The sequence below is a fragment of the Bacillus sp. NEAU-Y102 genome (assembly GCF_054788175.1).
Window position 1 is genome coordinate 452,082 of the sequence record NZ_JBTWFK010000001.1, and the last position, 15,688, is coordinate 467,769.

At 34.1% G+C, this 15,688-nt stretch carries 15 protein-coding genes; 4 read left to right on the top strand and 11 right to left on the bottom strand.

Going from position 1 to position 15,688, the window contains the following annotated elements; all coding sequences use genetic code 11:
• Positions 1-536: 536 nt before the first annotated feature.
• On the bottom strand, positions 537-977 hold the full coding sequence (locus ACYFX0_RS02180) for a hypothetical protein (protein WP_000773517.1): 441 nt from the start codon (positions 975-977) through the stop codon (positions 537-539).
• A gap of 620 nt (positions 978-1,597) precedes the next feature.
• Here ACYFX0_RS02180 and ACYFX0_RS02185 point away from each other — a divergent pair.
• A complete protein-coding gene (locus tag ACYFX0_RS02185; protein ID WP_016098790.1) occupies positions 1,598-2,851 on the top strand; it encodes a sensor histidine kinase in 1,254 nt (417 codons plus the stop codon).
• A 357-nt stretch (positions 2,852-3,208) separates the two neighbouring features.
• Here the strand turns inward: ACYFX0_RS02185 and colA are convergent, their stop codons facing one another.
• Positions 3,209-6,124: a collagenase ColA gene (colA, locus tag ACYFX0_RS02190; RefSeq protein WP_460269775.1), complete on the bottom strand. Its 2,916-nt coding sequence runs from the start codon at positions 6,122-6,124 to the stop codon at positions 3,209-3,211.
• A 202-nt stretch (positions 6,125-6,326) separates the two neighbouring features.
• Positions 6,327-7,004, bottom strand: a complete 678-nt coding sequence (locus tag ACYFX0_RS02195; protein WP_000109726.1) for an MgtC/SapB family protein — start codon at positions 7,002-7,004, stop codon at positions 6,327-6,329.
• A 291-nt stretch (positions 7,005-7,295) separates the two neighbouring features.
• Between ACYFX0_RS02195 and ACYFX0_RS02200 the strand changes: the two genes are divergently transcribed.
• Positions 7,296-7,814, top strand: a complete 519-nt coding sequence (locus ACYFX0_RS02200; protein ID WP_106103135.1) for a GNAT family N-acetyltransferase — start codon at positions 7,296-7,298, stop codon at positions 7,812-7,814.
• 47 nt (positions 7,815-7,861) lie between these two features.
• Here the strand turns inward: ACYFX0_RS02200 and ACYFX0_RS02205 are convergent, their stop codons facing one another.
• Both ACYFX0_RS02205 and ACYFX0_RS02210 read right to left on the bottom strand, forming a co-directional pair.
• Positions 7,862-8,770 carry a VOC family protein gene (locus ACYFX0_RS02205; RefSeq protein ID WP_000251643.1) on the bottom strand — a complete coding sequence of 303 codons (909 nt, stop codon included), beginning with the start codon at positions 8,768-8,770 and terminating at the stop codon, positions 7,862-7,864.
• Positions 8,771-8,945: 175 nt separating this feature from the next.
• Positions 8,946-9,857 carry a VanW family protein gene (locus tag ACYFX0_RS02210; protein ID WP_000488994.1) on the bottom strand — a complete coding sequence of 304 codons (912 nt, stop codon included), beginning with the start codon at positions 9,855-9,857 and terminating at the stop codon, positions 8,946-8,948.
• Positions 9,858-10,237: 380 nt separating this feature from the next.
• Here ACYFX0_RS02210 and ACYFX0_RS02215 point away from each other — a divergent pair, with 380 nt between their 5' ends.
• Positions 10,238-10,576: a hypothetical protein gene (locus tag ACYFX0_RS02215; RefSeq protein ID WP_000283709.1), complete on the top strand. Its 339-nt coding sequence runs from the start codon at positions 10,238-10,240 to the stop codon at positions 10,574-10,576.
• Between the two features lie 186 nt (positions 10,577-10,762).
• Positions 10,763-11,854: a DUF3900 domain-containing protein gene (locus ACYFX0_RS02220; protein WP_000345047.1), complete on the top strand. Its 1,092-nt coding sequence runs from the start codon at positions 10,763-10,765 to the stop codon at positions 11,852-11,854.
• A 253-nt stretch (positions 11,855-12,107) separates the two neighbouring features.
• On the opposite strand, the gene ACYFX0_RS02225 is transcribed toward ACYFX0_RS02220, so the two are convergent.
• The 6 genes from ACYFX0_RS02225 to ACYFX0_RS02250 all read right to left on the bottom strand — a co-directional run bounded on the left by ACYFX0_RS02225 (position 12,108) and on the right by ACYFX0_RS02250 (position 15,648).
• A complete protein-coding gene (locus tag ACYFX0_RS02225; RefSeq protein WP_000566111.1) occupies positions 12,108-12,455 on the bottom strand; it encodes a hypothetical protein in 348 nt (115 codons plus the stop codon).
• Positions 12,456-12,486: 31 nt separating this feature from the next.
• Positions 12,487-12,648, bottom strand: coding sequence for a hypothetical protein (locus ACYFX0_RS02230; RefSeq protein ID WP_000387294.1), 162 nt, complete (start codon positions 12,646-12,648; stop codon positions 12,487-12,489).
• 192 nt (positions 12,649-12,840) lie between these two features.
• On the bottom strand, positions 12,841-13,686 hold the full coding sequence (locus tag ACYFX0_RS02235; RefSeq protein WP_000786425.1) for an exonuclease: 846 nt from the start codon (positions 13,684-13,686) through the stop codon (positions 12,841-12,843).
• A 187-nt stretch (positions 13,687-13,873) separates the two neighbouring features.
• Positions 13,874-14,074 (bottom strand): cold shock-like protein CspB, encoded by a 201-nt coding sequence (cspB, locus tag ACYFX0_RS02240; protein ID WP_001179150.1) that lies wholly within the window; start codon positions 14,072-14,074, stop codon positions 13,874-13,876.
• 214 nt (positions 14,075-14,288) lie between these two features.
• Entirely contained in the window at positions 14,289-15,188 is a 900-nt protein-coding gene (locus ACYFX0_RS02245) for a WD40/YVTN/BNR-like repeat-containing protein (protein ID WP_000449483.1), read from the bottom strand.
• 16 nt (positions 15,189-15,204) lie between these two features.
• Positions 15,205-15,648, bottom strand: a complete 444-nt coding sequence (locus tag ACYFX0_RS02250) for a flavodoxin (RefSeq protein ID WP_001062758.1) — start codon at positions 15,646-15,648, stop codon at positions 15,205-15,207.
• Between the last annotated feature and the right edge of the window lie 40 nt (positions 15,649-15,688).

Consider the following 15,688-nt stretch of genomic DNA (forward strand, 5'->3'; position numbering starts at 1 on the left):
CACAACGAATAAAGTGAAACTTTAATCAGTGGGGGTTTTGTTCATCCCCCACTGATTATTAGTTGAACCAATCGGGCGTTTACTGGCAGCCCGACCCCCACCTAACTTCTTTGCTTCCGCTGAATTTTGAGGTGGGAGTCTTACTGCCAGTTAATGCGGGATTAAATGTTTATTATTTCTATAACTTAGCCTAATTTTAAATGTATAACCTAAAAATAATTACTAAAAACCACTCATATAAGAGTGGTTTTTCTATTTCCCCATATAATTTAGCTGAATATTACATCATCTTTATTTTAATATCTTTTATAGTAGACATTCTCTCGTTGACACAAACTAGTAGATTAGCAATGAAAATATCAAAATATATTTATAGGTGGTTGGAAGTAATTGTTTTCTGTTTAATAGCAAAAAAGAACACCCTCTCACAATTAGATAAGGTGCTCGTTTTCATTTTTATCGGTAATTCTCAATTCAATTTAGCTTCTTTCCAATAAGTAAAGATTAAATTAACTTAAAAACAAAGCGTTTTAAATTTAATTCATAGATCTTACTGAAACTTGGAATTGCCCCTTAGAACCATCATCATTTGAAACGTAAATTTTATATGTTCCATTCGGTAATGGAGATAAAGCATTCCGTACATTTGTAACATTAATTTGTTGTTCTCCAGGTTTTATATAACCACCAACAATTAGCTCTGTATTTGGACCTTTTACACTATATCCCATTGTATTTTGACCATTATTTTTCATAGAGAAGCTTAAGTCAGTACTCCCATCATATACGAAAGAAGTTTCAGCCTCGCCACTATAATCCATTGTTTGGGTTAATAATAAGTCTGCAGAAACATGTTCAACTACATGAATTGGATCATTCGTTTTGTGTACTTCTTCAGCATAAGTATTATTCCCTAACACACCAAGTGTTAATGCTGAAACTACTCCACAACTAAGCACTAGTTTATTTAACTTCATTTTAAGTTCCCCCTTGATGTTTGTATTCTATTACCATCATACATCCTTTTCCAAGTGCGTTTTTATGTAATAATTCATATCTATAAAACTATATATCTTAACTTTTTGTATTAACATTTATTGAGAACCCCACATAGATAAAGCTACAATATTACGCTTCATAAAAAACATGTAAATTTTAAAGTCTTTTTCTAACAAAGTTTTATACGAGTAAGTACCAAAATACTCACATAAATAGCATTTCTATTTCAGATAAAATGTACTAATAAAATTTTTCTAAAATTTCACTTTGTAATTTGATATATTCCATGTTAATATAACGGAGGCTACAAAACAGAAGTCGCCACGCATATCATTTTCACAGAATATTCATACTTTAAAAACCTTATTTTATCAGTAACTAAATCCCGATTTTACCCATACAAAAGTTAGTTGATAATTTCATATGTACATAAATTTAAATAGATTTTTTCTATTTTCCTTATCAATTTTAATACGAGTAATATAACAGCATGTTTTTCAAGTACCCTTCCTTTTTTAGATAAAAAGTCTACTAATACTAAACATCTATGTCCAACTCATACATAATTCTACTTACAAACTATCGGAGATGCAAAACTATGGGAATTTCTACTCTTTTATTAAATACCTTTATTATAATAATTTGTATCCTTAGCTATCACGTATTTTGGCTAGAGTTTAAAGAAAAAACAACATGTAATAATATGTTATTTTCTATCCTTTCCTCCATTGCTATTATTTTTTGTATGACTTTTCCTTTTCATTTACATGTGGGATTTATTTATGATTTACGTTTTATTCCTATTATATTAGTTTTTCTATATGGAAATACAAAAAACATTATTTTTATAGGAATTTTATATCTTTCTTATCGGTTTTACTTAGGCGGAAATGGCGTTCTTCCATCATTTATTATCTTCACTATTATTTTTGGTATAACAATGCTCTTTCGTTACCTATTACCTATGTATATTAAAGAAAAAAAAGTATTATTAAGCTTACTCCTTATTTTAGTATGTACAACTTCACTTTCTATTTGCGGTATTGTAACTCAAATAAATACAGGAGGGAAAATAGACTCTACTCTCATAGAATTTTTATTAAATTATATAGTCATTAATATTTTCACAGTATTATTATCAGTTTATTTAATAGAGGGAATGATTGAGAAATATAAAATGGAAGAAAAACTGCAACGGGCTGAAAAATTTTATATAGCTAGCGAACTAGCGGCGTCAATTGCACACGAAATCCACAATCCACTAACCACGGTACATGGATTCACTCAATTATTAAATGAAAAACATGCCTCTAAGCTATCTCAGGATCAATACTTAGAAATCATGTTAATTGAAATGCAGCAAATACAATCTACTATTAATAACTATTTATCTTTAACCAAACCACAGAACACCCTAAAAGAGAAAATAGATATTAATCACATTTTAAATCAGGTGAAAGATACTATTTCACCACTCGCTCTATCATACAAAGTTGAAATCAAACAAAATAGTACAGATTCCTTTTATATAAATGGGGACCCCGAAAAATTCAAACTCTGTCTAAACAACATCATCCAAAACGGAATTGAGGCTATGAAAAATGGTGGATTATTACAAATAAATATACAAAAAGTAAAAGGAAATATCATAATTGATATTATTGATTCAGGAATTGGGATGTCATCTCAACAAATAAAACGAATTGCTTTGCCATTCTATTCAACAACAGAAAAAGGAACTGGGCTTGGTACTATGATTGCTTATAGTATTATTAGAGAATTAAACGGAGATATAGAGATAGAGAGTGAATTAGGTAAAGGGACACGCTTTTCTATTAGTATCCCTTGCTAATGTGATAAAAATTTTCTGTTTAGTTAATTATATAAATGAATTTTAAGAATCCCGCTAGCTAGCTTACTTATTAATTATCTTAAATTTATAAAATAATAAGGGTCAGAGCTTATCTATTGTTACAGATACACTCTGATCCTTTAGTTTAATTACAGTAAACGCACTTAATATTTATAACTTTTCTTACATCTGGATGAAATAATAGTTTATCTCTTTTACTAATTAGATTTGTTTAATGTAAATATAGCATCTCTCGACACTTAATTTGTTATTATCGTTAGGGACATTTCCTACAGTTGTTTTTTCATTAAAGTACAGACCTTATGCCGTTCATTGAAAAAGACAACTCCCCTTTTACTACTTCACTTCCACCGTATAATTCCCTGTTCCACCACCATACTGATACACATGTAAATAATACTTCCCTGGATACGTGTAGTAACTACCTACTAGTTTATTCCCTTGTTGCTGAGCATACGTAACATAATTATTTAAATCTGCTTCAGAATAAAGTACCCAGTTCATTCCGATATTATTTTCATTCGTTACGTTAATTTGAAGATTTTTAGCAGTCTCCACATTAATTTCAAAGAAATCACTTGTATCTCCATTTCCTAAACTAGCACGTAAAACTTGATTTAACTGCAGTTTGTTTGCTGTTTGGAATGAGTTATTCGGTTCTTTTTCTAAACTGTTATCTTCTTTCTTTTGAACAGTTACAGTCGCTGTAGCAGTATTAGATGCTCCTTTATCGTCTGTTACTGTTAATTTCGCTGTATACGCTCCTTCTTTTGTATATACGTGAGTTGGATTTTGCTCATTACTTACAGTACCGTCTCCAAACTCCCATTTATATGAAGTAATTTTCCCGTCTTCATCTTTTGATGCGTCGCTTTTAAATGAAATTGCTTCATTCACATTTCCACTATACGGACCGTTTATAACCGCAACTGGCGCTTTATTCTCTGCACCTTCTTCTGTATTAATACCGTGGAACACAACATCATATTCAAATTGTCCTGATGCATTCACGCGATAATTTACGAAGTATGCTGTTACCGTTTTATAGCCTGTCCATTCTTTTGCGCTTAAACGTTTTAACGTATCATTAACGTTTTGTGTAATTATTTTCCAATCTTCATATTCTCCTTTTGCTGCAGTTCCTGTATATGTTCCTTGTAGTATGAATGTATTAAAGAACTTTGATTTATTTTTCTTCACTGATACATTTTTCAATTTTGCTTCCGCCGTTATTTCTGCCGCAATATCTGAAACTGGTTTCGGTGCATGATTTGCTAAATAATCGTCTGATACTAATGGTACGTTATATTTCTCACGATTATCAAATAGCATTTGCATATAATCTTGATATTCTTTATTTAAATTCGCATCTTTACTTAATGTAGAGCGATATGCATCATATGCTGTTACATCATTTTTCCTAATAAGATCATGTATTTTATCAAACATATCATATCTCTTATTGTACATATACGATTGTAAAGCAAAGGAATAATTATAGAAATCCCATGTTCCATACTTTGCATTTAACGTTCGCTCTGCCGTATAACGCTCTGCTGGGTTTGAAGATAATCCTCCTATAATACTCTTTCTCGGTACAACATTATCCGTTCTCGTTGCCCCTGCAAAAAATTCAGCATTCCCTTCTTCAAACCAAGATAATCTTTCATTTTCATATATTTTCCCTTGACCCCATAACCCTGGTACTTCATATCTACCTTGTAAATAATGCGTGAACTCGTGTCGGAATAATTCTTCTAAACTATAAATACTTTCTTCTGGCGTACGCTCATAAGTAAAGAACGTACCTGTTCCTTCTATATAAAGACCACCGTTATTCGTTTCATATCCGTACAATTGACGATTAAACTGATATTCTGCTGGGCTATTATAAATAACCATCGTTAATACATCATCAGGATTTCCTTTTTCTAAAGGTTGATCACTTTCAACCGTACGATGGAATTGTGCCTTCACTTCTTTTGCCGCCCAATATAAACGTTTTACTTTTTCTTCTGTCACTTTATCTCCAGCTTTTAAAACAATTGCCCCATCATCAAACATATACGTTTTTGGCAAATATTTTTTCTTTCCATCTTCTCTTATTTGATCTAAATTCACCACTTTACCATTTGCATCTTTTCCGCCATAATTCGTCGCGATTTGCTCAGCAGCTACGAAATATTGCTCCCCTAAATACGGATAAATTTTCATCGCATCTGTTACAACTTGTAATCCTTTCGTTCCTGTACTATGGAACGAACCGAGCCTACCTGTATAATAAATGCCATTATTAATAAGCCAACCGTTTTTTGCGGTAATCGTTCCCATTAATGCAAAACGACTTAGTTCATTAATATAACTATCTATTTTCTGATACCATACTGTATCTTTCGGTGCTTTCCTCGTATCGTACAAATACGATTGAATGTCGTAATCAACACCTTGCATAATATCGTAAATAGCATTTCCAGCTGAAAGATTATCTACTAATGTAGAGAAATTATCATTATATTGTTTAAAAATCTTTGCAGCCGATGTTATCGTTTCCACATCACTCGAAGCGTTTCCTATTAACTTTCCGTATGATGATACCACTCTATTTTGCTCTAATGTACCCAGCTTGAAATTTGAATTGTTAGCTATCGCTTTTAATGCAGGTAAGCATTTATCATGATAACTCCGTTCATTTAATTTACTAAGTTCCGAATTATAAAATCCTAAATAAAATCCTGAACGTAATACCTCTACTAATGTCTCAATCCCTTTTGAATCATCCTTCGTATAGGCTTGTCCTTGCTGCTTCAATTTATCAATAATCGCCTGCATTCTACTATCATTTTGATAGAATGCTAGACTGTCTGTATTAAACTGAAATAGCCCCGTAATTTGCTCCCAATCAATGGTTATAAGTAAATCTACTAACTGCTGATTGCTTAATTGATTTAATTCAGCAATTGTATAAGTTTTCGCTACAGCTAATTGCTTACTTTCCTTTTTTACCTCAGGCGGTCTTTGTGATAAATCAGCAAATTGTATCCTTTGCTCAAAAGACTTGCTTTCGAGCAATTTCGATGAATGAGCTAATTCTTGTACTGGTAGTTGTACACCGACTGGCTCCATTTTGAGTACATTTCGATAAGAAACTTGCTCTCCCTTAGTATCTTCTGCCAAACTTACCCCTTGAAAACTCCCTAACATTAAACTAGCAAAACTTACCCCTACTAACATTTTTTTTGAATAGCCTTTCATACTCTCCCCTACCTTACATTTTTAGTGTCCCTCTCCATTATTTTACTATTTTTACTTTTTGTCCTGTATTGAGAAAAAATAAGGGAACGTTCACATATGTATCCTTGCTGCGCAAAATTAGCACTTGACTTTATGTGCGTTTTATATCAAAAAAAGATAGATAATAGCAAAATTCCTGCTACATCTATCCTCGTTTTCAACACTATGATTTTAACTTTATAAACGTAACTTCCGGTAATGTTTGCATATACTGAATAAACTCATTCTTTTCTTCTGACGATATATTTTTCAGTTGCATCCCTACCTTATAAACAGTTTCTGTACCTTGCTGTGAAGCCTCCACCTCATATGAAACTATTGGAATGCCTTTCACTTGTAGCGTTTCTACTATTTGTTGTACCGCTTCATGTTTATTTATACACATTTGCACCGTTATATTTTGTGGAAATAAAAATTGCACCTTAAAAATACGACTCACAATTTCTAAACCAATTAAAACGAGAATCGTCGCTCCAATCCCTACTACATACATTCCCGCTCCAATTGCTAATCCTATGCCGGCAGTAGCCCATAAACCAGCCGCGGTCGTTAATCCTTTCACCGCCTGCTTTTGAATAATAATTGTGCCTGCACCTAAAAAACCAACTCCACTAACGACTTGTGCTGCAATCCGACTTGGGTCTAGAGACGTATGCTCTTCATACACAATATCTGAAAAGGCATATTTCGAAACAACCATTATTAACGCACTTCCTACCGCTACGAGGAAATGAGTCTTTAATCCAGCTTCTTTCGATCGAATTTCTCTTTCAATACCAATCATTGCTCCTAACAAGCCAGCAACACCGATTCGTATAATAAAATCAAAATCTACACTCACGGGCACTTCCCCCTTTCATTCATTATAGATAGATAAAACAAAAATTATCACAAACATCCATTTATCAACATGAAGGAATACCACTAAAATACACTTAATACTCCGACCATTTTATGTTAATATTTAAAACATTAACATAAAATAAATAACTTCTAATTTTAAATCTTCACTAATTTTCTAAAAAATCAAAGGTGAATTACATGAAATTAGGTTGAGAAACTTAAGAAAACGCTTTCATTTTGTGTCATAATTTTTTTATAAATACTACATAAACAAAGGAGCTTACTAACAATGAACGTCTCGTTACTTACACCTACTACTGATTTACAAGAAGAATACTTAGATTTCTATAACGAATGGAAAGATAGCGGTGAAACAATGATCCCGTGGGTTATCTCAAAAAATCCTGCTAACTTCCCAGCTATGGTTCAAGAACTTCTCGATGCGCATAACGGAATAAATATCCCTGAAACTTGGGTACCAGATTCTACATATTGGCTCGTTACACATAATAATAGAATTGTCGGAGCTGTTAATATACGTCATAGTTTAACTGAACATCTATTTAACGCTGGCGGTCATATCGGTTATGGCATTTGCCCTTCTGAAAGAAGAAAAGGTTATGCTACGAAATTACTAGCATTATCATTAGAAAAAACGAAGGAATTAGACATCACGAAAGTACTTGTCGTTTGCGACGCAGTGAATACCGCTTCTGAAAAAACGATTTTACATAACGGCGGGCTTCGTGATGATGATTTCACTGAGGAAGATGGGAATGTAGTAAGAAGATATTGGATTGAGCTATGAATGATCACAAATAAGCGAGAAAGTGATTATACACTTTCTCGCTTATTTTACACTGCTTCTATTTCAAACTGCACTGTAATACCACTTGGATCTACTACCGTAAACCCATTTGTAGTTTCATTTATTTCATGTTGTTTTTCTATTAATCTTTCTTTCACTGCATCTAACGCTTCTTTATGCGGTAGTACAATTGTATATACCTTTAGTCCAGTTGCATGTACTGGTGGGTGTGGATTATTTACTCCGTTCCACGTATTTGCACCGATATGGTGATGATATCCTCCTGCAGAAATGAATAAGCAGTCATCTTCACGTTGTTGCACTTCAAACCCTACTGTCTCTACATAAAACTCGTGTGATTTTTCTACATCAGCTATTCGTAAATGTACGTGCCCAACGACAGTATTAGCAGGTAATCCATCAGCCTCATAATCAACGAGTGTTGCCAGCTCTTTTAAATCTAGTGGCGTACTTCCTCCTGGTCCTTCTCCCCATTGATCACGCGGACGGTCTGCATAAATTTCAATACCATTCCCCTCTAGATCTTGCAAATAAAACGCTTCGCTATATGTATGATCACTTGCACTGTTAAACCTTGAGATTGGTAAAATTTCATTTGAATATGTATAACGCCCTTCTTGTTCAGCTGGGCTGTCAATTACATTCTTATTACGAAGGACCCCAAATAGCGCAGAAGCAAAAGCTTCACGAGTCGGAACTAAAAAGGCTACATGATATATACCAGTCGTACGCGGTTCTTGCAGTACCCCGTCCTCTATCTTTTCAAGAACAAGTAATGTATTCTTACTACCTTTTCCTGCTAAATATGCTTTATTCCCCTCTTGCTTAATCACCTCTAATCCTACAACATTCTTATAAAAAGCAATTTGACGCTCTAAATCTTTCACTTTAAATTCAACATGACCAATACGTGTTTTCGGATGAATTCGTACCATGAATAACTTCATCTCCTTATCCCTATATTTTACCATTACATATAACCGTTACTATGAAGGATACAACTAAAATCATCCTATGTAAATAAGAAAAGTCAGAATTTACATACATTTTTATTTTCATAATAAAAAAAGCCTCCTTTTCTAACTTTCAGAAAAGGGGGCTTTTTAACGCTTATCTCATTTTATGTACTTCAGCAACTAGCTTTCCACCCTGAATGCCCATATAAAGCTTCACAGGTGCATCATTCGTATTTTCAAATACTAAATCTAAATATGGATATGCAATTGTAGCATCTCTTCCTTGAGGAACATAACCTACCGTTTTAGAATGTGTAGTTCTCTCCACCATTTTCAGGCCAGCTTGATCTGCTGCATTGTATAAAGTTGAAGATGTTTGGCAAACACCACCACCGTATCCATCTACTAATTTACCATCAACTATTTCTTTCCCTAATTGATATCCTTTGTCTGGTGTTGTATCACCGATTAATGAATTAAAAGAGAAACGGTCTCCTTTTGCTAACACAACTCCATTTATGCTCGCTGCTGACAAACGAATATTCTCAATACGGCCACCTGTTGAACCGCCTAAGTTCGTTTCATATCTACCAATTACCGTACCATTTCCTTGCGCATCACTTAATGTTGCGACTGGTTTTTTCTCCACGATCGGCAACTGATACGTAGCATCCCACATACCCACATTTAACAATTTATCTACTAATTCTTTTTCCATTAATTCATAAGAAGGTTTTCCTTCTTGCCAACTTCCATCAGGTGCTATACGTGAAGGAACCATTTTTTTGTCGACGCTTTTTCCAACCTCACCAACAACCTTTGTTACAGACTTTTTAAATTTCGCTTCATCTTCAAAATAGCCTAAACCAGATAAATCTAATTTTTTCACTTCAGTACCAGTTCGACCATCAACTAAACTAATAGTATCCTGCACTTCTGCTTTAGCCTCTACAGTGTGCCCACCAATATCACTTACCAATGCAACATCACTTACTTTTGTACCACAGCCACTCACTACAGCTACACATAACACCCCAACTAATATACCCTTTACTTTACGGAACAATATACTCTCTCCCTTTCCCCAACATCACTATTATGTATTTATTTCATTTTTATGTATGTTTTGTTACAATCATTTTACAATATGTTTATAAAATGTTACAAGTTATTTTTCACTCTATATAAATTACTCTTTTCTTTTACAAATGTCTATACATATTTACATAAAAGTTTGAGTTTGATAGAATTGTAACTTTTATGTAAACTCTCCCTTTTATCCAGTATATACCATTAAGCAAAAGAAATACAAATCAAAAACCCTCAAGCTATTTTTTATAAAGAAAAATCCCTCAACATAAATAGGTATTTGCCGTGCCACCGCTCCGCTTTTGCACATACATTATGGTGAATTCAACCTATTTTAAAGAAATGGAGGATGTTATTATGTATCCCTACAATCCATATGATCCATATAATCAATATGCGTACCAACAACCACAGTATGACTTACAAGCACAATACCAATCTTATATAGATCAAGCAGATCAAGCAGAGCAAACGAATCCATATGACCAAAATAGACAATTCCAACTTCCAATCTCTTTTCCTGGCACTGGAAATCGTCAATTAGAAAGACGCGTAAATGAGCTTGAACAAAGAGTACGTCAACTAGAAAATACAGTTGAGCGCCATACACGTAGACTAAACCGCTTAAACCAACGTTTACGCACAGTAGAAAACAGACTAAACATTCCATTCGCAGCATTAGAAGACGGATTTTAATCGAGAAAATAAAGTGAAACTTTAATCAACCTTCACCAATCGGGCTTTTACGGGCAGCCCGCCCGACAAATAGCGGGATAAAAATTATATAAAGGAAGGGGCTCCCCCTTCCTTTATATAAATTGACGAAAGTTTTTTCCATCTCTATACTGATAAGAGTTAATGAAATGAAACAAGGTGATAAATATGGATTTTGAAATAAATTATCTTTCCTTTTATGTTGTACAAGTAGAAGGAAAAGGTGAAGCAGTTGATAAACGCTACAAACATTTTCAAACTTTAGACGCTGAAGAGTATGAAGATAGCTCCTTAAAAGAATTTTTGAATGGTGAGTTATTAAAAATATCGAAGCGAAAAGTAGAACGTCATGCAAAAACCGAACAAGCCCCAACAAAAATTGGTCGCTTTATTGTAGAAGAAGGGCACGAACTTGATTCAAACCCTCATTACAACCTTTTTAATCGTATTCGCTTTGCAGAAACAAAGGAAAACTTTAAAGATATGAGCGAACCTCTCGTTTATACATATCTTGACACAAGCGCTGTACGCGGTGGTGTATTTTTAATTGCTCAGGCAAAACTACGCAAATACTTTGATGATCCATTCGTATTTGTAATGAAATGCGACTTCGAACCAAAGGTGGCTTCTATTTCTGATGAATCAACACTGATTCGTAACGTTGAAATGGCCATCACAACAAAGAATATGAAATCTATCCAATATCCGTACATGCCTGAAGAAGGTATGGTCGAAGTGGGCGAATTAAAAATTCACCAAGCATCACACGCCCGCTACTTTGAAGACTTCTTAAAATTCGTCGAATATGAACGCTCTATGCCTGAAATTATGAAAACACAAGTAATGGACATGGTATACGACCAAATTGAAGATGTATTTGAAGAAGGTACAGAAGAACGCGAACAATTCGACCAAGCGATGGAAGTATGGGCTGCCAGTCCGAAACGCGAAATTATGGAACAATTTTCAACCGAAGAAGTAATGGAAGCTACCGCTCAAATCGTTGAGCATGCTCCTGAAGTGGAATTAAAGCTAAAAGCAGACCATATTTCTGTGAAGGCGTTACTTGCTGATTTCGGGGATCAAATACATATTGCGAAGGTAAATGACCGATATGTACTTATGATTGAAGCAGACACACTTACATTTGAAAAGGGCTTCTCTCCTATTGAGTTTCTGAAGCCAGATGAGCTGCAAGATGTGATTGAGCGGATTGAGAATAAGCAACAGTATTCGTATGATCCGAACGGGATTGAATAAATCCTTCCATATATCTGTTTTTATTGGGCGCTTTTAATAAGCGCTCTTTTATTTTGAGCTTAGTTGATGTTTATATTAAAAAACGATTCTTAATAGAATCGTTTTTCCTGATTTATAACAAAAATATGCTTATTTTTAAAAATTATTATTGATTCAAGATATCAATTGTCGCAGAATCAAGTAAATTCCTTCCTTGTTGTGCAAGCGTATTTCCATTAGAGTAGTCACTATGTATGTTGGTAAAATGAAAACTTCACTTCACTACCTCAAATTTATTATACTCGTAAAAAGATAATTGAAAACGATATTCCGGATGCTCTCTCACCCAATCGTAGGCTTCTTCTAAAATTTCCATTTTGTTTTGCAAGTCATTAAGTTCACTACATTTGTCCTTTTTCTGTTTGCACAGAGGGCAGAATCCATTTACTATGTCGGCACTTGTCGCCCTAATAGTTTTACTTTTTAAGTCAACTACTAAACGAAGAAGAAGAGAATGCTCAGCTTTTGTAGTCACCGTCATTTCAGCAACCCCATCCTCATTCCAAAAGACACCGTTTAATTCCATCTGTACGGTGACGTCTTTAATATCCAAGTCTATCACTATCACACCTCCCTTGTATAAAACTCATATTTTACTCTTCGATTTTAATCTTTAATACACCACGCTTTAAAGATATATTAAGCTTTTTCCAATTCTTCTTCTTTGCTATGAAAGGAAGTATAATTACTGCTGATAGCGTGGTAAATATTATCCCCAAAACTACAACTGTTACAATGTTAAAGATTGCTTCCATTTAACTGTATCCTCTTTCATTTCTATGGGCTCTAATTTTATGAATGTATTTAAAAATTCTTACCGCCCCTTAATTTTCAAAGCAATTATAATGGCCCAATCACAACAAATCAATTCCTATTTAATATGAATACTTTATTCATCCATCAATATAATGATGTTAAATTTATGTAGCTAGAAATAAAGGAGAATGTCATTTAACCTCTACATTCTCCTCCATCTCAGCCAAATACCTAATCTGCCGTTCTGCTTTTCGCACTGCCGTACGAAAATGTTTTTTCAGCAGTTCTACTGTATTTTCACTTATATAATATCTTTCCGTAATACTTTCCCACGTGTCACTACTTTCAAATGTACTCCATTCAAAAGAGCGTTCTGTATTTTTCTTTAGTTCTTTAAACACCCATTTTCGCATCTTTTTTTTCGCTTTTTCCGTTAGTTTCCCGTCCTTTACAAGTTCCAGTTCGCCATGTCTTTTGTACCGTTTATGAATATCTCTCTCGCTATATACTTTAAGAAGTATATTTGCTGTATTCTCAGCATCTGCTAGAGCTCGGTGCTGTTTCCCTTCCCATGTTAAACCGAGCTGTTCTACTGCAAATTGTAAACTTGGCGTATGTTCAAATAATTCTTCATACGCTTGGAAAACAAATTTTTGCAAATCAATTCTATTTTCTTTTTCTATACTTGGGCATTCAACACCATGTAATGCACAATCATGAGATAGAAAGCGATAATCTTCTTTTCCCCATGAAACAAATATACAATCTTCGCCGATGAACTGAATAAATTTCTCTACAATTTGAGGGAATTTTTCTACACCAATTAAATCTTCCTTTGTAATTCCAGTCAATTTTGTCGTATGACGAGTTAATCGTGCACTTGGTTTTACTAACTCCGAAAACTCTTCAATTATCTTCATTGTACCTATTTTTATTTTTACAGCTCCGATATCAACTATTTCTGACGGATCTTCTGATTTATACGGTCTGAAATTCCTCTCAATATCAAACACAATGAAATGTGTAGCGTTTTTCAATTTATTTACCTCTTTCTAAATTCCTTTTCACACAAACACTCTATTTTCAGTATTTATTTATTCATGTACTTTATACAAAAATACTCCGAATAAATAAATGAAAATTCAGTCTCGTTATGATATGTAAGTAGGAGGACATCTATAAAAATGCAAAAAAAAGAAGGGCGAGCCCTTCTTTTTTCAAAAATTACTTCTTGTTTACGTTAGTAGCTTGAGGTCCACGGTTACCTTGTTCTACTTCGAAAGTAACTTCTTGACCTTCTTCTAAAGTTTTGAAGCCTTCGCCTTGGATAGCTGAGAAATGAACGAATACGTCTTCTCCGCCTTCAACTTCGATGAAACCGAAACCTTTTTCTGAGTTAAACCATTTTACTTTACCGTTTTGCATGAAAAAAATCCTCCTACAATGTACCTATATGTACATATTCATTTTCAACCACCTTACAATAATAAGCCAGATATTAAAAAACTGCAACCCCTGAGGAGATTTAACATTGCTATCCTCCTCGGAAGTTACAGCTCATTTAAATCTCTATATTATTAAAAGTAAAATGGTTTAAATACACTATATCATATCAATATAATAAAAGTAAAGTTTTTTCTTAAATTATTTTTTGTTCCCACTGCATTGCTTTTAATTCGCCTGATCCGGCTACTACATAACCATCTTTTTGATTAACAATGCGCCATCCGTGCCCTTTAACTGAATCACATACTGTAACAATACCTTCGTCAAGAAGCACACGGCACACACTACTAATACCCGCCTTATTTTGTGTTGAAGTTGTATATAAAACATGTTGATCTACACTTAAGTCTAAATAACTACTTGCTTTCTGCTCACTTTGACATGTATGCCAATATATTTTTTCACTCGCAATACTTTCATCTATTTTACAATAAGAAATATTCCCGCTAACTCCCTTGCACGATCCACTTGCCGCTACTAAATAAGAATTGTGTAAAGTCAACGCGGAGATCATTTGATTCATCGCAATTTTAATCCTCTTTAATTTACGTGTCTTCAAATCAAAGAGCCAAACACCACCATATTTAGCATGTATTTTCGTACCAATAAATAAGTAATGCTTATATAAAAATAACGATCGAATAGACGGTGCCGCACTGCCATACTCAAGAAACGGATGAATAGTCTCCCATGTCGAACCGAAATTATTAGAAAGATACAGCGTTTTTTCTCCATGAGCAATGACAGTTCCTTGTACATTGCTACATACATTCCAACTCGTTGCTTTTGTTGGAAAACGCTGAATTGTCCAGTTCTCTCCACCATTCATACTACGAATAAAAATCCCTTCGTCACCTACACCATAAACTACATTATCTTCGCTATGTAAATCCCTAATTCGTTTTTGAAAACCATTTAAAATTCGTTTCCATTCTCCGTCTTGTTCAATAAATAAGCCATTATATGTAGTAGCTAACAACAGTTTTCCATCTCTTAACTTTGCAATAGCAGTTGCACTTAACATTGTCTCCACGTTGACACTCCCATTCTTAGAACTTCTCAGCAAATGCAATTGCAAAATTACTGCATTTTTCAACATCCTCTTCATCTTCTGGAGCTAATTCAATTTTCAGCCCTTCTTGTACAAGCTCTGCACCGCGTTCTACAAGACGTTCTTCAAATATCGTTACCGCTTCACAAAATAGTTCATACGCCGTATCACCTGATCCGAATACCGCTACCTTTTTCCCAGCTAAATCTATATTTTCTAAGTCCTCATGAAAATCTTCCGCTTCAAATGGTAATTCACCATCGCCCCACGTATAAGATCCTAAAATGATTCCATCATAAGCTAATAATTCTTCAGCATCCATGCCTTCCATTTCTTGCAATACTACTTCATGATCAAAAGCATCTAAACTAACTTTAATTAAATCAGCAATACTCTCTGTATTTCCTGACATACTTGCATAAGCTATTAAAATTTTTGCCACTTTGGCATCCCCCTCTAACAATAAATGATTCTCATTCTCA

Bases quoted from the DNA above. Each gene is read 5' to 3' on its own strand.
- ACYFX0_RS02180 (WP_000773517.1), bottom strand. From the start codon at position 977: ATGAAGTTAAATAAACTAGTGCTTAGTTGTGGAGTAGTTTCAGCATTA.
- ACYFX0_RS02185 (WP_016098790.1), top strand. From the start codon at position 1,598: ATGGGAATTTCTACTCTTTTATTAAATACCTTTATTATAATAATTTGT.
- colA (WP_460269775.1), bottom strand. From the start codon at position 6,124: ATGAAAGGCTATTCAAAAAAAATGTTAGTAGGGGTAAGTTTTGCTAGT.
- ACYFX0_RS02200 (WP_106103135.1), top strand. From the start codon at position 7,296: ATGAACGTCTCGTTACTTACACCTACTACTGATTTACAAGAAGAATAC.
- ACYFX0_RS02205 (WP_000251643.1), bottom strand. From the start codon at position 8,770: ATGGTACGAATTCATCCGAAAACACGTATTGGTCATGTTGAATTTAAA.
- ACYFX0_RS02215 (WP_000283709.1), top strand. From the start codon at position 10,238: ATGTATCCCTACAATCCATATGATCCATATAATCAATATGCGTACCAA.
- ACYFX0_RS02220 (WP_000345047.1), top strand. From the start codon at position 10,763: ATGGATTTTGAAATAAATTATCTTTCCTTTTATGTTGTACAAGTAGAA.
- ACYFX0_RS02230 (WP_000387294.1), bottom strand. From the start codon at position 12,648: ATGGAAGCAATCTTTAACATTGTAACAGTTGTAGTTTTGGGGATAATA.
- cspB (WP_001179150.1), bottom strand. From the start codon at position 14,074: ATGCAAAACGGTAAAGTAAAATGGTTTAACTCAGAAAAAGGTTTCGGT.